Here is a 19,613-nt window from a genome sequence, read left to right as displayed (position 1 = left end):
GACCCGACGCCGCCGTAAGGAGCACTCTTGACCGACCGACCGATCCACGAGATCCCGATAGACCCGGAGGACGCCGACCTGTCGTTCCTGCGCCGCGCCGCCGCGCACGACGGTCGCGTTTCGCCGGCTGACTGGGACGCCCTTGCGGCCGCGGCGGGCGCCGCGCCGAGCGCGGTGCCGAGCGCAGCGGACGTCGTCGCCTCGGCGAGCGCCCTGCCGCTCAACGTCACGCAGACGGGGATGCCCGAAGTGCCGCCGAGCGCACCGCCCACGATGCCGCCGCCCATGTCGGCCGCGCCCTTCACCGCGCCGCCGCCCGCGAGCGCACCGCTCAACGCGCCGCCGCCGGTGGCATCCTCGTCGCTGAATGCGCCGCCGCCCGTCGGCGGGACGCCCTACTCGGCTCCGCCGCCCGTCGCGGCTCCCGGCTCCGTGGGCGGTCCGCGGCCCGTCGCAGCGTCGGCGCCTCCGATCATGCCGAGCGGAGCATCCGCCAGCCACATCGAACCGGTCGTGCCGCTGCCAGCCAGCACGGCCCGCGCCGACTGGAGCCCCTCGGAGTGGGAGGAGCCGACCAAGGCTCCGGCATCCGCCGCGGCCCCGACGGTGCGCCACACCGACTCCAAGGGCGACCCCGAGCTGCTCGCCGCGCTGCACGAGCTCATCGCCAGCCGAGGCTCCGACCTGCACGTGTCGAAGAACGCGCCGCCCATGGTGCGCATCGACGGCACGTTGCGCCCCGTGCAGTCGACGGGCAGCTGGGATGCCGATCGCGTCGCGCGCGCCCTGTACTCGATCGTGACGCCGGCGCAGATGGCGCACTTCGAGGAGAAGCAGGAGCTCGACTTCGCCTTCCCACTCACCGAGCAGTCGCGCTTCCGCGTCAACTTCTACCGGCAGCGCGGCACGATCGGCGCGGCGTTCCGTCTCATCCCCACGGAGATCAAGAGGCTTGAGGACCTCGGCGTGCCCGAGGTCGTCGGCCGATTCTCGACGCTGCCGCGCGGGCTCGTGCTCATCACCGGGCCGACCGGCTCGGGCAAGTCCACGACGCTCGCCGCACTCGTCGACATCGTCAACGAGACGCGATCCGATCACATCATGACGGTCGAGGATCCGATCGAGTTCGTGCACCGGAACAAGAAAGCGCTCGTCAACCAGCGCGAGGTCGGCGCCGACACGCAGTCGTTCCAGAACGCCCTCAAGCATGTCTTGAGACAGGACCCTGACGTCATTCTCATCGGCGAGCTCCGCGACCTCGAGACGATCTCGACCGCGCTGACCGCCGCGGAGACCGGTCACCTCGTGTTCGCGACGCTCCACACGCAGGATGCCGGGCAGACGATCGACCGCATCATCGACGTCTTCCCGCCCCACCAGCAGGGTCAGGTGCGCCAGCAGCTCGCCGCGACTCTCCAGGGCGTCGTCTGCCAGACCCTCGTGAAGAAGGCGACCGGGCAGGGCCGGGCCGTCGCGACCGAGGTGCTCGTCGCGACGCCCGCCATCGCGAACCTGATCCGCGAGGGCAAGACCTATCAGATCGGCTCGGCCATGCAGGCGGGCCGTGGCGCGGGAATGCACACGATGGACCAGCACCTCGCGGAGCTCGTCAACGCCGGCACGATCACCATCACCGCCGCTCGTGAGAAGGCTCACGACCTCGACACCCTGCAGCGCCTGGTCACGCGGCAGGACGGCGCGGCGTTCGACCCGGCTGCGGACTTCGACCACATGCACGCTGCGGGAGGCCAGTGATGACGAACGTTCTCACCTACACCTATCGGGGCAGGGACGCCGCCGGCAAGAAGGTCAGCGGCTCCGTCGACGGAGCCTCGGAGGCCGGCGCGACCATGCGGCTGCGGTCGATGGGGATCCAGCCGGAGACGGTGCGCGCGGCGGGCTCCGGGCTGAACAAGGAGATCTCCCTCAGCGGGCTGTTCAAGAAGAAGGTCGGCCTCAAGGATCTCGCCGTCATGAGCCGCCAGCTCGCGACGATGATCTCCTCGGGCCTCGCTCTCATGCGGGCCCTGTCGATCCTAGCGGAGCAGAGCGAGAACCCGACCCTCGCGGAGACGATCGATCAGGTGCGAAAAGATGTCGAGAGCGGACTGTCACTCTCGGACGCGATCGCCAAGCACGAACTGATCTTCCCGCCCCTCTTCATCAACCTCGTGCGGGCGGGCGAGACCGGCGGATTCTTGGAAGACTCGCTGAAATCGGTCGCCGAGAACTACGAGAAGGAGGTCAAGCTACGCGGCACCATCAAGTCGGCGCTCACGTACCCGGTCGTGGTTCTCATCATGGCGATCCTCGGCATGATCGGCATGATCGTCTTCATCGTCCCCGTATTCAAGGCGATGTTCGAGGGGCTCGGGGGCGAGCTGCCGCTGCCGACGCAATTCCTCGTGGTTCTCTCGGAGAGCGCTCCGTTCTGGTTGCCGGCGCTGATCCTCGCACTGATCGTTTTCTCGGTCTGGTGGGGGCGGAACAAGCACAAACCGGAAGTCCGGAGCTTCGTGGATCCGCTCAAGCTCAAAGCGCCGGTTTTCGGGCAGCTCGCGACGAAGATCGCGATCGCGCGCTTCACCCGGAACTTCGGGACCATGATGAAATCTGGCGTTCCGATTCTCCAGGCGCTCTCCATCGTGGGAGCGACCTCGGGCAACTACGTCATCGAGAAGGCCCTCGTGAACGTCCAGGAGAGCGTGAGGCAGGGTCGATCGATCGCCGCCCCGCTCGCCGATGAACCGGTGTTCCCCTCCATGGTCACTCAGATGATCTCGGTGGGTGAGGATTCTGGCTCGCTCGAGACGATGCTGTCGAAGATCTCCGACTTCTACGACGCGGAGGTCGAGTCGACAACGGAGCAGCTGACGGCGCTCATCGAGCCCCTCATGATCGCCTTCATGGGTGTGCTCCTCGGCGGCATGATCGTCGCGCTCTACCTGCCGGTCTTCAACATCTTCACGCTCATCGAGTGATCTGCCTCGTCGCGGCCCCCGAACGGGCGGCCCTCGTTCGCGTCACCCCCCTACTGGGGAATGGGCAAGGCTCGTCAGCACGATGAGAGTTCTCTCAGGGGGCAGTTCATTGGGGGCCCGCCTGTCACTCAGTCCATCTGAACAGGAACGGAAACAATCGCATGATCACCAAGCTTCACGACCAGGTCGCGGCCATCCGCGCCCGCCGCGATGAGGGCGAGAAGGGCTTCACGCTCATCGAGCTCCTCGTCGTCGTCATCATCATCGGCATCCTCGCCGCAATCGCCATCCCCGTGTTCCTGGGCCAACAGAGCCAGGCGCGAATCAGCGCCGTTGAGTCAGCGCTGACGAACGCGAAGACGGAGGTGGTCGCCGCCCTGGTCAGCTCGGTTGACGGAACCGTTCCGGCGGCAACCATCACGAGGATCCAGGGCAACTACTCCCAGGACGGCGTGACGATCACCATCGGGGCGATTACCACGGGGACGACTGCAACATTCTGCATCGACGGATTCCACGCTGCCGCCACGGCCGCCGCGGACCGCCGCCACGTCCGCGACACCGGCGGCGTGCGCAACGGCACGTGCGCGACCCCCGCGTAGCAGCCCGCGAAAGGGCGTGTGGGGCACCAGGGGAACCTGGTGCCCCACACGTGATTCATCAACTAAATCTATGAGGCACCGAACTTTATCTCGAGAGGAGCATCAACGTGACGAGCGAGCGCGATAGCTACGCAGACGGCGACTCCGGGTTCGGACTCGTCGAGGTCGTCGTCTCGATGTTCCTGCTCGCGCTTCTCTCCGTCGCCTTCCTTCCTCTGCTCATCGAGTCGCTGCGCGTTCAGGTGCTGAACTCGAAAGTGGCAACGGCGAACCAGGTCCTGAGCGAGCAGCTCGACGCGATCGCACTGGTCGACCGCACGTGCGCCGCGTTCGACGCATTCAGGAGCGCGCCGGTCGCCGACGTCACCGACGGCCGGGGGACGGTCTATCGCGCGAGTCGTGCCGTCACGGGGTGCACACCGGCTTCGTACCCTGCGCCTGTCACGGTGGTGCTCACGGTCACTGTGGTCGGAGACGCCAGCATTCGCGCTCAGGCCACGACACGCGCGATCGTCGAGCGTGCCAACTGATGCGGAACTTCGACGAGACGGCGAGCGAGGCGAGCCCGCGGTCGACCGACCGAGGCTTCACCCTCGTCGAGCTTCTCGTGTATCTCTTTCTCGGCGTCGTGATCCTCACGATCGTCGGCGCCGTGCTCATCAATTCGCTCCGTGCGGAGAGCCAGGTGCGCGACGCAGCGCAGTCGGCCTCCACCGCGCAGCTCATCAGCGAATCCCTCGGTCGGGGAGTGCGCAACGCCAGCGCGGTCGAGGTCACCAATCCGGCCGCTGGCACGATCGTCGTGCGGACGCGCTCGATCGATGGAAGCCAGGCCGGTGCGTGGTTCTGCCAGGCGTGGGTGTGGAGGAGCGGCGAGCTTCGGACTACGCGCTCGGCATCTGCACTGCCTGCAAATCCAGACGCAGCCGTGCTTGCGGGATGGACGCTCCTCGCGACCGATGTCGAGCAAGTCGGGTCCGCACCGATCTTCTCCCTGGCTCCGAACGGCCGATCGCTCGACGTGAACCTCGCGGTCGGCATCGGGCGCGGCATCCCCGTGCTCGTCGACACCGTCGTCGTCGCGAAGCAACCCGTCCCGTCCACCGGAAAGGTGAGCGCGCCATGTTTCTGACTCGCATCAATCGGCTCCGAGGGGACGACCGCGGCAGCGCGATGATCGCCGTTCTCGCTCTCGCGGGCGTGACCGCCGTCATCGCGGTCACGGTCGGAAGCGTCTCCGTCAGCAGCCTCAAGTTCAGCAACGACGTCTCGGCGGGGGTCGAAGCGCGAGCGGCGGCAGAAGCGGGAATCACCACGGCTGAGCTCGCGCTCCGCACGAGAACGGGCTGCTCCGCCGCCGGCGGGGTCTTCACGTCGACTAACACCCCCAAGTTCAGAGTGACCGTGTCGTACGACCGCGGGTCGGGGTGGGTGGAGGGATGCCCGGTTCGCGAAGCGACGCACGTCCGGGTCCAGTCGACCGGCTATGCCACTCGCGCGACGTTCAGTGATTCGCGGGAGTCGGGCGGCCGCGTCGTGGAAGCGGTCTACCAGTACATCCCTCAGTACGTGGAGATTCCTTTTCTGGATCCTGCGGTCTACGCGTACACGGTTGACGGCATCCTGCGGAGATTCGTTCTCGACACCGCCGACATCACGATCTCGGCCGACCTCCAGATCAAGACCGGTCATTTCGTGTGCACGAACAATGCGCAAGTCAATGGAGACGTCATCCTGGCCGACGGCTACGCCGATCTGACCGCGTGCACGATCACTGGTCGAGTGCACGCCACCGACTATGTCCGCATGTCCAACGGCAGCGTGATTCGCGAAGACCTCCTGACGGTCGGTGACGGCGTGGTCGGTTCGAACCCCGTCGTCACGGTCTCCGGAGGAAGTCAAGTGCGCGGCAGCGTCTTCGCCGGCGGGAGCGTATCCGTGCTCAGCGGGCCCGGCTCCCGCGTGATCGGCAACGTCACAGCGCACAGAGACACGGCGACGACGGTATCGGTCGCCGCCGGGTCGACCGTCGACGGCAACGTGCTGAGTTCCGGCACGATCCAGCCGGGCGGCTCGATTCTCGGCACGCGTTCAGCGGCTGTGGTCGGCTTGAGCGCTCCGCCGCCGCCCCAGGTCCCGGATTGGACGGACATCCCGTGGGCGGTCTCGACGACGGCGCAGTTCGAGGCGACCTCGTGGTTCCAGCAGGGCTTCACCAATCGAGTCGTGTGGAGCGGCTCGTGCGACTTCGGGAATCACGACCCGCGCTGGGTCGCGCTGCAGACCTACACGACCCCGACCGTCATCGACGCGACGGGGTGCGTCGGCGGAGTCGTCACGCTGAACAATCTCAAGCCCGATATCGGCTTGCAGACGGACATCGTCTTCTTCTCCAACAGCTTCCGGTTCGACAAGCTGTATTTCGCGTCGGCGAACCCGACAGCGAACAGGAAGCTCTACTTCATCGTCCCGGACAACACGCCGAATTCCCTCCCGACATGCTCGGGCGGGGCTGGCGACATCTACCTGACGAACGAAGCGGACTTCCGCTCCACCGTCTCCGCGTTCATCTACTCGCCCTGCCGCGTGAGGTCCGACCGGAACGGTTTCCGCGGGCAGCTCTACGGCGGCACGATCGACTTCGATCAGCAGGCGCAGATGACGTACGTTCCGACGTCTCCACCCGGCATCGACCTCAGCGCGAGCCTGCCGCCGAACCTGGTCCTGAACGACGCGTTCCTCGGCGAGCGGCTGAGCATCCGCGAGGTGTCGTCCGGTGGGTGACGCGGCGGCGGCGCTGCTGATGGGGGGATCAGCAGTGCTCGGCGCCCTCATCGGTTCGTTCCTCAACGTCGTCATCCACCGTGCTCCCGCGGGAGTCTCGGTCGTGCACCCGCCCAGCGGGTGCCCGGCCTGCGGCAACCGCATACGGCCGTACGACAACATCCCGATCCTGTCGTGGCTCGTGCTGCGCGGCAGGTGCCGCGACTGCGCTACCCCGATCTCCCCTCGCTATCCGCTCGTCGAGGCGGGCACCGCGATCGCCTTCGGGCTCGTCGCGGCCTGGATGCTCTCGCCGCTGAGCCCCGCGGGCGCCATCGTCGCCGACGCAGGGCCGTGGGGGCTGCTCGCGGGTGGCTTGCTTCTCGCCGCCTACCTCTGGCTCGCAGCCGCCAGCATCGCGCTCACCGCGATCGACCTCGAGACGCACCGACTCCCCAACATCATCGTGCTCCCCGGCTACGGCGTCGCCGTGGTCGGGCTCGTGACCCCTGCACTGCTCGCCGGCGACCTCGAGCGGCTCGGCACGATGGCGGCCGGCGCGGGCATCCTGTTCGCCGCCTACGCCCTCATGGCAGTGGCCTGGCCGGGCGGCATGGGGATGGGCGACGTGAAGCTCGCGGGCGTTCTTGGTGCGTTCCTGGGCTTCTCCGGCTGGGCCGCCCTGATCGTCGGCGCCTTCGGAGCCTTCGTGCTCGGCGGGATCGTCAGTATCGTCCTTCTCGCGATGCGACGCGTCTCGCGCAAGGGCGGCATCCCCTTCGGGCCGTGGATGATCGCGGGCACGTGGGTGGGACTCGTTTTGGGGGCATCCATCGCGGGCTCGTATCTGTCATTGTTCGGAATTGAACTTGTCTAGGGGGGCATGAGCATGAGCAGTCACATCGTGGGGGTGGACATCGGCCAGACCGCGATCCGGGCGGTCGAGGCGAAGGCGTCGAAGAACGGCTCGGTCGAGGTGCGCGCGTATCACGAATCGGCGCTGCCGGACGGTGCCGTCCGCAACGGCGAGATCGTCGAGCCGACGGCGGTCGCGACGATCCTGAAGAAGATGTGGGTCGACGCCAAGTTCGGCACCAAGGACGTGTTGCTCGGCATGGGCGACCAGAAGGTCGTCGCGCGCGACCTCGTGATGCCGAAGCTCACGCAGAAGGAGATCCGAGATCTGCTCCCGTTGCGCGTTCAGGAGCTCATCCCGATGCCCGTCGCGGAAGCAATCATCGACTTCTACCCCGTCGCCGACGGCGCACCGAGCGACGAGGGCCCCACGGTGCGCGGGCTCCTGATCGCCGCGTACGCCGACGCGGTGACGACGAACGTCAACGCCGTGAAGCGGGCGGGCCTCCACGTCGTCGGAGTGGACTTCATCCCGTTCGCGCTGCAGCGGGCGGTCGGTCAGCCGAGCGAGGGCGTGAGCGCGATCGTGGACATCGGGGCGACGACGACCAACATCATCGTCTCGTCGCGCGGTGTGCCTGACTTCGTGCGCATCATCCCCTCCGGAAGCGAGGACGCCACGAGGGCGCTCGTGCTTCAGCTCGAGATTCCGCGAGACCAAGCCGAGAAGCTCAAGGTGGCACAGGGTCTGCACCCGGAGATCGTTCCGCCCAATGACGCGACGAGCGCCGGGATCATTCTCGATACCACGCGTGAGCTCATGACGAGTGTCATCAATACCCTGCGCTACTACTCCTCCACGCACGAGAACGCACGCGTCGAGTCGCTCGTGCTCACCGGGAACGGTGCGCGACTTCGCGGTCTGCCAGCGGCGCTCGCGCAGTCGACGGGCATCGCACTCGTCGCGCCAGCGCCGTTCGAGAGGGTGAGGATGCCGAAGTCGCTCATCGGCTTCGGGGTCTCGGAGGCGCTGCGCGCGGGTGCCGCGGTCGGTCTAGCGATGGGGGCCAGATCATGAGCAAGCAGCAGTCCGAGACGCTCGAGGTGGGCGGCGCCCCCCGGGCCGACCTCCTCCCGCCGGCCGCACGCGATGCGATCAGGCGTCGCCCGGTCGTCCGGCGACTGGTCCTCGGCCTCGTCGTGCTCGCGCTGATCGTCGTGGTCGCAGTCGTCGGCGCGACCTTGCTCGCCTCGGTCGCAGCAGGTGAGCTCGAGGCGGAACGCGCGCGGACAGAGAGCCTGGTCGCCCAGCAGCTCGAATTCGTCGACGCACGCGCCGCCGACGCGGCACTGACGGAGAGCCGAGCCGCCCGCGTCGTCAGCACCGCGGTGGAGGTCGATTGGGAGACCCTGCTCGGCGAGATCCGGGAGACCCTGCCCGCGGGCGTGCTCCTCATCTCGGTGGATGGCACGCTTACGGCCGATGATGCCATCGGCGCTGCCGAGTCCCCGCAGGGGGGCGATGAGCAGCCGGAACCCCTTCGGCAGGATTCGATCGGCAGCTTCCGCATCAACGCGACAAGCCCGACAGTCCCCGACATCGAGGCATGGCTGAACGACCTCGAGTCGATCACGGGCTTCGCGGGAATCGCCCCGCCCGTCTCGGTCGTCGGCAGCGAGGGCGCGAGCTACGCAGTCACGATCGAGGTCCTGCTCAACGAGGAGGCCTACCTCGGCCGCTTCGCCCCGGAGGACGCGGCATCGGCCGATGCCGATGCCGGCGCGGATTCGAGCGAGGACGAGGAGGAGTAGTCCATGTCGATTCTCAGACTGTGGGTCATCGGCTCGGCGTTCGTCGCCGCGCTCCTGCTCCTCGCCGGATGGTTCCTCGGGGTGCAGCCCCGCCTTGCGGAGGTCAGTGCGTCGAACGCTGAGCGCCAGAACGTGGCGACGGTCAATGCGCAGTACGAGGCGGTGCTCGCAGATCTGCGGGAGCTGTCGGAGAACCTGCCGGCGCTCGAGAGCGAGCTCGCCGCGGTGCGCGTCGAGATCCCGCAGGATCCGGAGCTGTCGACCTACCTCGGGCAGCTCAATGTGCTCGCCGAGGCCTCGGGGGTCTCGCTCAACGAGGTCACGGCCAACACTCCGCAGCTGGTGGAGGCGCGACTCGTCGAGCCCTACGGAGTCACCGATCTCGTCGCCATCCCCGTGCAGATCAGCGCGCTCGGAGCGCCGGAGGACATCACGCGATTCCTCAGGAGCGCGCAGTTCGGCCCGCGCCTGCTGCTCGTCGCGGGCTTCGGGATCGGCGACGACGGCGGATCCGGCCGCGTCTCGCTCGACGGTTTCATCTTCGTGCTACCCGAGGAAGGCGCCGCGCTGCCCTCGGTCGACGAGGGCGCGGTCGGGGGCGTCGACCCGAGCGTGGAGCCCAGCGCCGAGCCGAGCACCAGCCCCTCGCCGTAGCGTGAAAGGATCGCGCTGACGACGAAGGGCCGACGATGAACGAGTGTGACCGCACCGACGAGCAGCCATCCACCGGGGATGCCGCTTCGCCCGACGACCGTCGCCCGGCGGTCCCCGAGGAACCGGCGGCCCCCGCGGAACCAGTGGCACCCGCGGAGCATCCCGAGCCGGCCGACCAGCCCGCCGCGTCCGCATCCGCACCGGCCGAGCCGAAGCCCGAGCGCGTCGTGTACGTCCCGACCCCGCAGCCGCCGCGCCGCCGCGGCTCCCGCGGCCTCGGCGTCGGCGTCGCGCTCGCGTCGAGCCTCGTCTTCACGATCCTCTACGCGCTCCTCGCGACGCTTTTCATCTTCATCGGTCTCGGCACGGGCGGCCCTGGCCTCGCGCAGCAGGTGCAGACGTTCGCGGGCACGCCCAGCTTCTGGATGCCCGTCATCGCCTTCGTGATCGGCTACGTCGTCCTCGTCCTGGTCGTCAATCGCGCCGGCTGGTGGGCGCACGTGCTGGGCGGCTTCCTCGTGGCCGCGCTCGTCTACATCGTGTTCATCGGGTCGACCGTCCTCAGCGCCGAGGCGATCGGCGCGAACCCCGCCGACCTCCAGCGCTTCCTGCTGCTGCAGATCACGAACCCGCTCGGCTGGGCCGCGGCGATCGCCGCGCGCGAGGTGCCGATCTGGGTGGGCGGGCTCGTGGCCCGCCACGGCCGGGCGACGAAGGCCCGAAACGCCGAGGCGCGCGCGGAGTACGAGCGCGAGCTCGCCGCCGCACGAGAGGGTGCCGCGACCTCCGCCGTTTGACCCCCGGCGCCCCCGCGTCTATTCTTGACCGCGTGTGTGCATTCGCACGCGCCTGTGCTGTGCCGCGAGAGCGGCGCGGGCGGCGCGAGGCGGAGCATCCGCACGAGGGTCACTGATGAGAGCGCACCCGGCCGCAGGCCGAATCGCGCAGAAGACACACCCCCACGGCATGTCCGCCACCGATCGGTCACGATCATCGTCGGATCTCGCGTGAGCCCGTCACCGCCGCTGGCCAAGACGGGGAACAACAAACCGCAACCGCTGTCACCGTGCAGCATTTCCAAGGAGCAACTTTGCCCACTATTCAGCAGCTGGTCCGCAAGGGTCGTACGCCGAAGGTCGTCAAGACCAAGGCGCCCGCCCTCAAGGCCAACCCGCAGCAGCGCGGGGTGTGCACTCGCGTGTACACGACCACGCCCAAGAAGCCGAACTCGGCGCTCCGCAAGGTGGCGCGCGTGAAGCTCTCGAACGGCACCGAGGTCACGGCCTACATCCCCGGTGAGGGCCACAACCTGCAGGAGCACTCGATGGTGCTCGTCCGCGGCGGTCGTGTGAAGGACCTCCCCGGCGTGCGCTACAAGATCGTGCGCGGCGCGCTCGACACCCAGGCGGTCAAGAACCGTAAGCAAGCGCGCAGCCGCTACGGAGCGAAGATGGACAAGAAGTAATGCCTCGTAAAGGACCGGCGCCCAAGCGCCCCGTCGTCGCAGACCCCGTCTACGGCGCCCCGATCGTCAGCCAGCTCGTCAACAAGATCCTCCTCGACGGCAAGAAGGGCCTCGCCGAGCGCATCGTCTACGGCGCGCTCGAGGGTGTCGCGGCCAAGAACGGCCAGGATGCCGTGGTCACCCTGAAGAAGGCGCTCGACAACGTGCGCCCGACTCTCGAGGTCCGCAGCCGCCGCGTCGGCGGCTCGACCTACCAGGTGCCCGTCGAGGTCAAGCCGCACCGCGCCAACACGCTCGCGCTGCGCTGGCTGACCTCGTACGCCAAGGCCCGTCGCGAGAAGACGATGACCGAGCGCCTCATGAACGAGATCCTCGACGCCTCCAACGGCCTCGGCGCGGCGGTCAAGCGTCGTGAGGACACTCACAAGATGGCCGAGTCGAATAAGGCCTTCGCGCACTACCGCTGGTAACAACCGGCTTCGCGAGCGGGGGCCGAGGGCTCGCCCCTCGCCCCTGCTCGCACCCGCAATCTTTATCGAACCGGAGGAACCCCCGTGGCACTTGACGTGCTCACCGACCTGAACAAGGTCCGCAACATCGGCATCATGGCGCACATCGATGCCGGTAAGACCACGACGACCGAGCGCATCCTGTTCTACACGGGCGTCAACCACAAGATCGGTGAGACCCACGACGGTGCATCGACGATGGACTGGATGGCGCAGGAGCAGGAGCGCGGCATCACGATCACGTCTGCCGCGACGACGTGCTTCTGGAACAAGCACCAGATCAACATCATCGACACCCCCGGCCACGTCGACTTCACGGTCGAGGTCGAGCGCTCGCTGCGCGTTCTCGACGGCGCCGTCGCGGTGTTCGACGGCAAGGAGGGCGTCGAGCCCCAGTCCGAGACCGTCTGGCGTCAGGCCGACAAGTACGACGTGCCCCGCATCTGCTTCGTCAACAAGATGGACAAGCTCGGCGCCGACTTCTACTTCACGGTCGAGACGATCATCAAGCGCCTCGGCGCCAAGCCGCTCGTCATCCAGCTGCCGATCGGCTTCGAGAGCAGCTTCGAGGGCGTCGTCGACCTCGTCGAGATGCGCGCGCTGACCTGGCGCGGCGACGCCAAGGGTGACGTCGAGATGGGGGCGAAGTACGAGATCGAGGAGATCCCCGCCGACCTCGTCGAGAAGGCCAACGAGTACCGCACCGCGCTGCTCGAGGTCGTCGCCGAGACCGACGACGCGCTCATGGAGAAGTACTTCGGCGGCGAGGAGCTCACGGTCGCGGAGATCAAGGCGGCGATCCGCAAGCTCACGATCGCCTCCGAGATCTACCCCGTGCTCTGCGGCTCGGCGTTCAAGAACCGCGGCGTGCAGCCCATGCTCGACGCGGTCGTCGACTACCTGCCGAGCCCGCTCGAGGTTCCGCCCACGATCGCGCACGACCCGCGCGACGAGGAGAAGGAGATCGAGCGTCGCCCCGACGCGAGCGAGCCTTTCGCCGCGCTCGCCTTCAAGGTCGCGGTGCACCCGTTCTTCGGTCGCCTGACCTACGTGCGCGTCTACTCGGGCAAGATCGACTCCGGCGCCCAGGTCATCAACTCGACCAAGGGCAAGAAGGAGCGCATCGGGAAGATCTTCCAGATGCACGCCAACAAGGAGAACCCGGTCGACTCGGTCACCGCCGGTCACATCTACGCCGTCATCGGCCTCAAGGACACCACCACGGGCGACACCCTGTGCGACCCGAACAACCAGGTCGTTCTCGAGTCGATGACCTTCCCCGAGCCCGTCATCGAGGTCGCGATCGAGCCCAAGACGAAGGCCGACCAGGAGAAGCTCGGCACGGCGATCCAGAAGCTCGCCGAGGAGGACCCGACGTTCCGCACCGAGCAGAACATCGAGACCGGCCAGACCGTCATCAAGGGCATGGGCGAGCTGCACCTCGACATCCTCGTCGACCGCATGAAGCGCGAGTTCAACGTCGAGGCCAACGTCGGCAAGCCGCAGGTGGCCTACCGCGAGACGATCAAGAAGACCATCGAGAAGTACGACTACACCCACAAGAAGCAGACCGGTGGGTCGGGTCAGTTCGCGAAGGTCCAGATCTCGCTCGAGCCGATGGACGTCACGCCGGAGGCGAGCTACGAGTTCGTCAACGCGACCTCGGGCGGCCGCGTGCCGCGCGAGTACATCCCCTCGGTCGACGCGGGCATCCAGGACGCGATGCAGGTCGGCGTGCTCGCCGGCTTCCCGACGGTGGGCGTCAAGGCGACGCTCCTCGACGGCGCGGCGCACGACGTCGACTCCTCGGAGATGGCGTTCAAGATCGCCGGATCGATGGCGTACAAGGAGGCCGCGCGCAAGGCGACCCCCGTGCTCCTCGAGCCGCTCATGGCGGTCGAGGTGCGCACCCCCGAGGAGTACATGGGCGACGTCATCGGCGACCTGAACTCCCGCCGTGGTCAGATCCAGTCGATGGACGACGCGACGGGCGTGAAGGTCGTTCGCGCCCTCGTGCCGCTGTCGGAGATGTTCGGATACGTCGGAGACCTGCGCTCGAAGACCTCGGGTCGCGCCGTCTACTCGATGACGTTCGACAGCTACGCGGAGGTCCCGAAGGCCGTCGCCGACGAGATCGTCCAGAAGACCAAGGGCGAGTAGACACTCGACCTGGGTGGGGCTCCCCGAGCCTCGCTACGATAAACACACACCAAACCGCAGTGCATCCGAAACCATGGATGCCTGCAACCGAGTCCTGAGGAGGACCCACAGTGGGTAAGGCCAAGTTCGAGCGGACCAAGCCGCACGTCAACATCGGAACGATCGGTCACGTCGACCACGGCAAGACCACCCTGACCGCCGCCATCTCGAAGGTGCTTGCCGACAAGTACCCCTCGGCGACGAACGTGCAACGTGACTTCGCGTCGATCGACTCGGCTCCCGAGGAGCGCCAGCGCGGCATCACGATCAACATCTCGCACGTCGAGTACGAGACGCCCAAGCGTCACTACGCTCACGTCGACGCTCCCGGTCACGCCGACTACATCAAGAACATGATCACGGGTGCCGCGCAGATGGACGGTGCGATCCTCGTGGTCGCCGCGACCGACGGCCCCATGGCCCAGACGCGCGAGCACGTGCTGCTCGCCAAGCAGGTCGGCGTGCCGTACCTCATGGTGGCGCTCAACAAGGCCGACATGGTCGACGACGAGGAGATCCTCGAGCTCGTCGAGATCGAGGTCCGCGAGCTCCTCTCGAGCCAGGGCTTCGACGGTGACAACGCGCCCGTCATCCAGGTCTCGGGCCTCAAGGCCCTCGAGGGCGACGAGAAGTGGACCGAGTCCATCGTCAAGCTCATGGAGGCCGTCGACGAGTCGATCCCCGACCCGGTGCGCGACAAGGACAAGCCGTTCCTCATGCCCATCGAGGACGTCTTCACGATCACCGGTCGTGGCACGGTCGTCACGGGCCGCGCCGAGCGCGGCACCCTCGGCATCAACTCCGAGGTCGAGATCGTCGGCATCCGCCCGACGCAGAAGACCACCGTCACGGGCATCGAGATGTTCCACAAGCAGCTCGACGAGGCCTGGGCCGGCGAGAACTGCGGTCTTCTCCTCCGCGGCACCAAGCGCGAGGACGTCGAGCGCGGCCAGGTCGTCGTGAAGCCGGGTTCGGTGACCCCTCACACGAACTTCGAAGGCACCGCGTACATCCTCTCGAAGGACGAGGGTGGCCGCCACAACCCCTTCTACACGAACTACCGCCCGCAGTTCTACTTCCGCACCACCGACGTCACCGGTGTCATCTCGCTGCCCGAGGGCACCGAGATGGTCATGCCCGGCGACACCACCGACATGGTCGTTGAGCTGATCCAGCCCATCGCCATGGAGGAGGGCCTCGGCTTCGCCATCCGCGAGGGTGGCCGCACCGTCGGCGCCGGCACGGTCACGAAGATCATCAAGTAGTTCCTCTGCTTCACCGCGCGAGCGGGGGTCGGGCGTCAGCCCGGCCCCCGCTTCGTCGTTCCGGCAGCGGTCCGTTCCGGCACGCGGGGCGCTACAGTCGCGGCAGCGCGTCCGTCATGAGGCGGCTGCCCGGCGAAGGGCGGCACGCATGGGCAGGGGGATCCTCACCGAGGTGGGGTCGATCCTCGGCATCACGATCGTCCTCGCCCTCGTCGGGCTCTCGATCGTCACCGCGGGAGACGCCACGACGCCAGGCGACATCGTCCCGAACGCCGCCCGGTTCCTCTTCGGGGCGACGGGCATCGCGATCGGGCTCTGGATGCTCCTGCTGATCGCCGGGGCTGTCGTGCTCCGTCACCGCCCAGTGGGCGTCCGCATCGGCGTCCACCTCCTGAGCGCGGTCATCGCCGTCGGCCTGAACACCGGTCTCCTCGCGCTCGTCGCCGGGCCGGCCGACAGCGGTTGGTCGGGTCTCATCATCGCGATCGCGCTCGGAGCCGGCGCCGTCCTCCTCATCGCCGTGATCATCGCCGTTCTCGTCACCGAGCTGCTCATCGTGCAGCCGCGGCGTCTCGAGCGGCCCGAGTCGGGGCGCCCGGCGCGCCGGGCGGGTGCGGCCTGAGCGCGGTCAGCGCCCCGTGAGCCGCGCCGTCAAGGCGTCGGCGGCCGCGCGCACCGCGCGGGCGAGCGCGGCCTCGGTCGGAGCATCCACCGCCTCACCCCGGTAGGTCAGCCCGATGCCTGCGCTGGGGTAGCCGGTGCGGTCGGTCGCCGCGGCGGCCACGGAGGCGTACTCGGGCGTGATCTCGCCGTGTTCGCCCGCCCAGCCGCGCCCTCGCGTCTCGGCGAGGATCCCGTCGAGCTCACGCAGGGTCGCCGGCCCGATCCCGTGCCTCGTGATGAGGGCGTCGCGGTGCGGGAAGAGCGCGCGCACCTGCGCGGCGGGCAGGGCGGCGAGCATCGCGCGCCCGGTCGCGGTGAGGTGGGCCGGAAGCCGCACGCCGAGTCGCGCGACCGTCGTCGGCGCGCGCGGGGCGGAGGCCTGCCCGACGTACGAGACGTCCGACCCGTTCAGCACCGCGAGCTGAGCGACCGCGGGCACGGGCGCCTCGGCGACGAGCCGCTCGATGAGCGGGTTCGCGAGGCGCGCGAGCCGACTGGCCTGCAGCACCGACGAGCCGATCTCGGCGACCACCCCACCCAGCCCGTAGGCGCGCAGCTCGGGGTAGTGGACGACGTAGCCCTCCTCCTGCAGCACGCGGATGAGCTGGTACGTCGACGACCGCGGCAGTCCGAGCTCGCGCGCGATCGTCGAGGCGGGCACGGGCTCGCTGTGGTGGGCGAGGTGCGTGACGATGCGGAGCGCCGCGCGTGCGGCGGGAACATCCGACATCGCCCCGCCTCCTCGCCGCTTCGCCGCGTGCTCGTGAACATCGTCTGAAATCTCAGACACTTTATCGCGCCGCGCCGCTGCCGCAGCTGCGCCCGAGCGGTTCACTGGTGCCATGCGCATCCCGGTCGGCTCCCGCACCCTCACCGGCGACGACGTCGTCGCCGTCGCCCGCGACTCGGCCGAGGTCGTCATCGACGCGGATGCTCTGGCCGCCATGACCGCGACGCGCGCCCTCATCGCGGGGCTGGCCCACGACTCCGTGGCCCACTACGGCGTCTCGACCGGGTTCGGCGCCCTCGCGACCACGCACATCCCACTCGCGAAGCGCGCCGAGCTGCAGCGCTCCCTCATCCGCTCGCACGCCGCGAGCTCGGGAGCCGAGGTCGAGCGCGAGGTGGTCCGCGCGACGATGCTCCTGCGCCTCGCCACGCTTGCGACCGGCCGCACCGGCGCCCGGCCCGTCGTCGCCGAGACGTACGCCGCGATGCTCAACGCGCGCATCACGCCGATCGTCGGCGAGTACGGCAGCCTCGGCTGCTCGGGCGACCTCGCGCCGCTCGCGCACTGCGCGCTCGCCGCGATGGGTGAGGGCTCGGTGCGGAACGCCGCGGGAGTCCTCGTGCCCGCCGGCGACGCGCTCGCGGCGGCGGGCATCCGCCCCCTGGAGCTGGAGGAGAAGGAGGGACTCGCCCTCATCAACGGCACCGACGGCATGCTCGGGATGCTCTGCCTCGCGCTCGCCGATCTCGACCGCCTCGTCGCCTCCGCCGACCTCGCCGCGGGTCTCAGCGTCGAGGGCCAGCTCGGCACCGACGCCGTCTTCGCCTCGGATCTGCAGGAGCTGCGCCCCCACCCCGGTCAGGCGACGAGCGCCGCGAACCTGCGCGCCGTGCTCGCGGGCTCGGCGATCGTCTCGAGCCACCGCACGGATGACTGCACGCGCGTGCAGGACGCCTACTCCCTGCGCTGCGCCCCGCAGGTGCACGGCGCCGTGCGCGACACGATGGCGCACGCCGCGCTCGTCGCGAGTCGCGAGCTCGCGAGCGCGATCGACAACCCCGTCGTGACGCTCGACGGCCGGGTCGAGTCGAACGGCAACTTCCACGGAGCGCCCGTCGCGTTCGTGCTCGACTTCCTCGCGATCGCCGTCGCCGACCTCGCGAGCATGAGCGAGCGGCGCACCGACCGCTTCCTCGACACCGCTCGCAACGCGGGCCTGCCGCCGTTCCTCGCGCACGACCCCGGCGTCGACTCGGGCCACATGATCGCGCAGTACACGCAGGCCGGCATCGTGAGCGAGCTCAAGCGGCTCGCGAGCCCCGCGAGCGTCGACTCGATCCCGTCGAGCGCGATGCAGGAGGACCACGTCTCGATGGGCTGGTCGGCCGCGCGCAAGCTGCGACGGTCGATCGACGGGCTCGGCCGCGTCGTCGCGATCGAGCTGCTGACCGCGGCGCGCGGCATCGACCTGCGCGGCATCGCGCCGTCGCCCGTGACGGCCGCCGTCATCGCTGCCCTGCGCACCGAGGTCGAGGGCCCCGGCCCCGACCGCTACCTCGCCCCCGAGATCGAGGCGGCCGTCCGTCTCACGCAGAGCGGGGAGCTGCTCGCCGCCGCCCGCTCGATCGTCCCCGAGCTCGTCTGAATCCCGCTTCTCACGAAAGGCCCCTCATGAGCATCGCGAGCGACCGCCCCGGAACGGGCGCCGGCGCCGGCGGCGCGCGCCCGGCATCCGGCCCCCGCCCCGTGCGCGCCCACCGCGGCACGCAGTTGCACACCCTCGGCTGGCAGCAGGAGGGCGCCCTGCGCATGCTGCAGAACAACCTCGACCCCGAGGTCGCCGAGCACCCCGACGAGCTCGTCGTCTACGGCGGCACCGGCAAGGCCGCGCGCGACTGGCGCAGCTTCGACGCGCTCACCCGCACGCTCGCGACGCTCAAGGGCGACGAGACGATGCTCGTGCAGTCGGGTCGCCCGGTCGGCGTCATGCAGACGCACGAGTGGGCGCCGCGCGTGCTCATCGCCAACTCGAACCTCGTCGGCGACTGGGCGAACTGGGACGAGTTCCGGCGGCTCGAGCAGCTCGGCCTCACGATGTACGGCCAGATGACGGCCGGCTCGTGGATCTACATCGGCACGCAGGGCATCCTGCAGGGCACGTTCGAGACGTTCGCGGCCGTCGCCACCCGACGGTTCAACGGGACCCTCGCCGGCACGATCACCCTCACCGGCGGACTCGGCGGCATGGGCGGCGCCCAGCCCCTCGCCGTCACGATGAACGGCGGCGTCGCGATCTGCGTCGACGTCGACCCCTCGCGCATCGCCCGCCGCATCGAGCACCGCTACCTCGACGTGCAGGCCGACTCGCTCGATCAGGCGATCGAGCTCGCGACGCAGGCGCGGGATGCCCGCCGCCCGCTCTCCATCGGAGTCCTCGGCAACGCCGCGGCGGTCTTCCCCGCCCTGCTCGCGATGGGCGCACCCATCGACATCGTCACCGACCAGACGAGCGCTCACGACCCGCTCGCCTACCTGCCGCTCGAGCACGCCTTCGACGAGTGGGACGCGGCGCGCGAGCGCGACCCGCAGGGCTTCGCGGCCGCGGCGCGCGCGTCGATGGCCGTGCAGGTCGAGGCCATGGTCAGCTTCCAGCGGGCCGGCGCCGAGGTGTTCGACTACGGGAACAACATCAGGACGGAGGCTCGCGTCGCCGGATACGCGGACGCGTTCTCCTTCCCCGGGTTCGTGCCCGCGTACATCCGCCCGCTGTTCGCGCAGGGGAAGGGTCCCTTCCGGTGGGCGGCGCTGAGCGGCGACCCGGAGGACATCGCGGCGACCGACCGCGCGGTGCTCGAGCTGTTCCCCGAGAACGAGAGCCTGCAGCGGTGGATCCCGCTCGCGCAGGAGCGCGTGCGCTTCCAGGGGCTGCCCGCGCGCATCTGCTGGCTCGGCTACGGCGAGCGCGACGTCGCCGGTGGGCGATTCAACGACATGGTCGCTTCGGGCGAGATCAGCGCGCCCGTCGCGATCGGCCGCGACCACCTCGACTCGGGGTCGGTCGCGAGCCCCTATCGCGAGACGGAGGCGATGAAGGACGGCTCGGACGCGATCGCCG

At 68.9% G+C, this 19,613-nt stretch carries 19 protein-coding genes; 18 read left to right on the top strand and 1 reads right to left on the bottom strand.

Annotated elements, in window-relative coordinates:
- The first annotated feature begins 27 nt into the window (after positions 1–27).
- From FHX53_RS13905 to FHX53_RS11745, 16 genes are all read left to right on the top strand, one after another.
- A complete protein-coding gene (locus tag FHX53_RS13905; protein ID WP_281364416.1) occupies positions 28–1,755 on the top strand; it encodes a type IV pilus twitching motility protein PilT in 1,728 nt (575 codons plus the stop codon).
- On the top strand, positions 1,755–2,981 hold the full coding sequence (locus tag FHX53_RS11815; RefSeq protein WP_182491562.1) for a type II secretion system F family protein: 1,227 nt from the start codon (positions 1,755–1,757) through the stop codon (positions 2,979–2,981). The genes FHX53_RS13905 and FHX53_RS11815 overlap by 1 nt, the downstream gene beginning before the upstream one ends.
- Before the next feature lie 161 nt (positions 2,982–3,142).
- On the top strand, positions 3,143–3,583 hold the full coding sequence (locus FHX53_RS13900) for a type II secretion system protein (RefSeq protein WP_182491561.1): 441 nt from the start codon (positions 3,143–3,145) through the stop codon (positions 3,581–3,583).
- 107 nt (positions 3,584–3,690) lie between these two features.
- Entirely contained in the window at positions 3,691–4,113 is a 423-nt protein-coding gene (locus tag FHX53_RS11805) for a type IV pilus modification PilV family protein (protein ID WP_182491560.1), read from the top strand.
- Positions 4,113–4,715: a PilW family protein gene (locus tag FHX53_RS11800; RefSeq protein ID WP_182491559.1), complete on the top strand. Its 603-nt coding sequence runs from the start codon at positions 4,113–4,115 to the stop codon at positions 4,713–4,715. Before FHX53_RS11805 ends, FHX53_RS11800 begins: the two co-directional genes overlap by 1 nt.
- Positions 4,706–6,367, top strand: coding sequence for a bactofilin family protein (locus FHX53_RS11795; protein WP_182491558.1), 1,662 nt, complete (start codon positions 4,706–4,708; stop codon positions 6,365–6,367). Before FHX53_RS11800 ends, FHX53_RS11795 begins: the two co-directional genes overlap by 10 nt.
- Positions 6,368–6,386: 19 nt before the next feature.
- The gene (locus FHX53_RS11790) at positions 6,387–7,223 is read left to right on the top strand and encodes a prepilin peptidase (RefSeq protein WP_182491557.1); all 837 of its coding nucleotides are present in this window, start codon (positions 6,387–6,389) and stop codon (positions 7,221–7,223) included.
- 12 nt (positions 7,224–7,235) lie between these two features.
- The gene (gene pilM / locus FHX53_RS11785) at positions 7,236–8,279 is read left to right on the top strand and encodes a type IV pilus assembly protein PilM (RefSeq protein ID WP_182491556.1); all 1,044 of its coding nucleotides are present in this window, start codon (positions 7,236–7,238) and stop codon (positions 8,277–8,279) included.
- On the top strand, positions 8,276–9,013 hold the full coding sequence (locus FHX53_RS11780; protein ID WP_182491555.1) for a hypothetical protein: 738 nt from the start codon (positions 8,276–8,278) through the stop codon (positions 9,011–9,013). Before pilM ends, FHX53_RS11780 begins: the two co-directional genes overlap by 4 nt.
- Before the next feature lie 3 nt (positions 9,014–9,016).
- The gene (locus tag FHX53_RS11775; RefSeq protein ID WP_182491554.1) at positions 9,017–9,667 is read left to right on the top strand and encodes a hypothetical protein; all 651 of its coding nucleotides are present in this window, start codon (positions 9,017–9,019) and stop codon (positions 9,665–9,667) included.
- Positions 9,668–9,702: 35 nt separating this feature from the next.
- Positions 9,703–10,464: a hypothetical protein gene (locus FHX53_RS11770; RefSeq protein WP_182491553.1), complete on the top strand. Its 762-nt coding sequence runs from the start codon at positions 9,703–9,705 to the stop codon at positions 10,462–10,464.
- A gap of 293 nt (positions 10,465–10,757) precedes the next feature.
- Positions 10,758–11,132: a 30S ribosomal protein S12 gene (gene rpsL / locus FHX53_RS11765; RefSeq protein ID WP_055857271.1), complete on the top strand. Its 375-nt coding sequence runs from the start codon at positions 10,758–10,760 to the stop codon at positions 11,130–11,132.
- Positions 11,132–11,602: a 30S ribosomal protein S7 gene (gene rpsG / locus FHX53_RS11760; protein ID WP_055857268.1), complete on the top strand. Its 471-nt coding sequence runs from the start codon at positions 11,132–11,134 to the stop codon at positions 11,600–11,602. Before rpsL ends, rpsG begins: the two co-directional genes overlap by 1 nt.
- Before the next feature lie 84 nt (positions 11,603–11,686).
- Positions 11,687–13,801, top strand: a complete 2,115-nt coding sequence (gene fusA / locus FHX53_RS11755) for an elongation factor G (protein ID WP_182491552.1) — start codon at positions 11,687–11,689, stop codon at positions 13,799–13,801.
- A 110-nt stretch (positions 13,802–13,911) separates the two neighbouring features.
- Complete coding sequence (gene tuf, locus FHX53_RS11750; protein WP_182491551.1) at positions 13,912–15,105, top strand: elongation factor Tu; 1,194 nt, start codon at positions 13,912–13,914, stop codon at positions 15,103–15,105.
- 148 nt (positions 15,106–15,253) lie between these two features.
- Positions 15,254–15,727 (top strand): hypothetical protein, encoded by a 474-nt coding sequence (locus FHX53_RS11745; protein ID WP_182491550.1) that lies wholly within the window; start codon positions 15,254–15,256, stop codon positions 15,725–15,727.
- A 6-nt stretch (positions 15,728–15,733) separates the two neighbouring features.
- On the opposite strand, the gene FHX53_RS11740 is transcribed toward FHX53_RS11745, so the two are convergent.
- The gene (locus tag FHX53_RS11740) at positions 15,734–16,498 is read right to left on the bottom strand and encodes an IclR family transcriptional regulator (protein ID WP_182491549.1); all 765 of its coding nucleotides are present in this window, start codon (positions 16,496–16,498) and stop codon (positions 15,734–15,736) included.
- A gap of 112 nt (positions 16,499–16,610) precedes the next feature.
- On the opposite strand from FHX53_RS11740, the gene hutH reads away from it, so the two are divergent.
- Together hutH and hutU are read left to right on the top strand one after the other, a co-directional pair.
- Positions 16,611–18,143, top strand: coding sequence for a histidine ammonia-lyase (gene hutH, locus FHX53_RS11735; protein WP_182491548.1), 1,533 nt, complete (start codon positions 16,611–16,613; stop codon positions 18,141–18,143).
- 26 nt (positions 18,144–18,169) lie between these two features.
- Positions 18,170–19,613: urocanate hydratase (gene hutU / locus FHX53_RS11730; RefSeq protein ID WP_182491547.1), on the top strand; the 1,444-nt coding region annotated here is incomplete at its 3' end.

The organism is Microcella alkalica, from assembly GCF_014137945.1.
GTDB classification, from domain to species: domain Bacteria; phylum Actinomycetota; class Actinomycetes; order Actinomycetales; family Microbacteriaceae; genus Microcella; species Microcella alkalica.
Note: the sequence above shows the minus strand (reverse complement) of the source record. Positions and strands in the feature narration are given on the sequence as shown.

What these genes read in the sequence shown, in the direction of transcription:
- FHX53_RS13900 (WP_182491561.1), top strand. Translation starts at nt 3,143, where the DNA reads ATGATCACCAAGCTTCACGACCAGGTCGCGGCCATCCGCGCCCGCCGC.
- FHX53_RS11800 (WP_182491559.1), top strand. Translation starts at nt 4,113, where the DNA reads ATGCGGAACTTCGACGAGACGGCGAGCGAGGCGAGCCCGCGGTCGACC.
- FHX53_RS11780 (WP_182491555.1), top strand. Translation starts at nt 8,276, where the DNA reads ATGAGCAAGCAGCAGTCCGAGACGCTCGAGGTGGGCGGCGCCCCCCGG.
- rpsG (WP_055857268.1), top strand. Translation starts at nt 11,132, where the DNA reads ATGCCTCGTAAAGGACCGGCGCCCAAGCGCCCCGTCGTCGCAGACCCC.
- FHX53_RS11770 (WP_182491553.1), top strand. Translation starts at nt 9,703, where the DNA reads ATGAACGAGTGTGACCGCACCGACGAGCAGCCATCCACCGGGGATGCC.
- FHX53_RS11745 (WP_182491550.1), top strand. Translation starts at nt 15,254, where the DNA reads ATGGGCAGGGGGATCCTCACCGAGGTGGGGTCGATCCTCGGCATCACG.
- FHX53_RS11775 (WP_182491554.1), top strand. Translation starts at nt 9,017, where the DNA reads ATGTCGATTCTCAGACTGTGGGTCATCGGCTCGGCGTTCGTCGCCGCG.
- FHX53_RS11815 (WP_182491562.1), top strand. Translation starts at nt 1,755, where the DNA reads ATGACGAACGTTCTCACCTACACCTATCGGGGCAGGGACGCCGCCGGC.
- FHX53_RS11795 (WP_182491558.1), top strand. Translation starts at nt 4,706, where the DNA reads ATGTTTCTGACTCGCATCAATCGGCTCCGAGGGGACGACCGCGGCAGC.
- hutH (WP_182491548.1), top strand. Translation starts at nt 16,611, where the DNA reads ATGCGCATCCCGGTCGGCTCCCGCACCCTCACCGGCGACGACGTCGTC.
- FHX53_RS11740 (WP_182491549.1), bottom strand. Translation starts at nt 16,498, where the DNA reads ATGTCGGATGTTCCCGCCGCACGCGCGGCGCTCCGCATCGTCACGCAC.
- FHX53_RS11790 (WP_182491557.1), top strand. Translation starts at nt 6,387, where the DNA reads ATGGGGGGATCAGCAGTGCTCGGCGCCCTCATCGGTTCGTTCCTCAAC.
- pilM (WP_182491556.1), top strand. Translation starts at nt 7,236, where the DNA reads ATGAGCAGTCACATCGTGGGGGTGGACATCGGCCAGACCGCGATCCGG.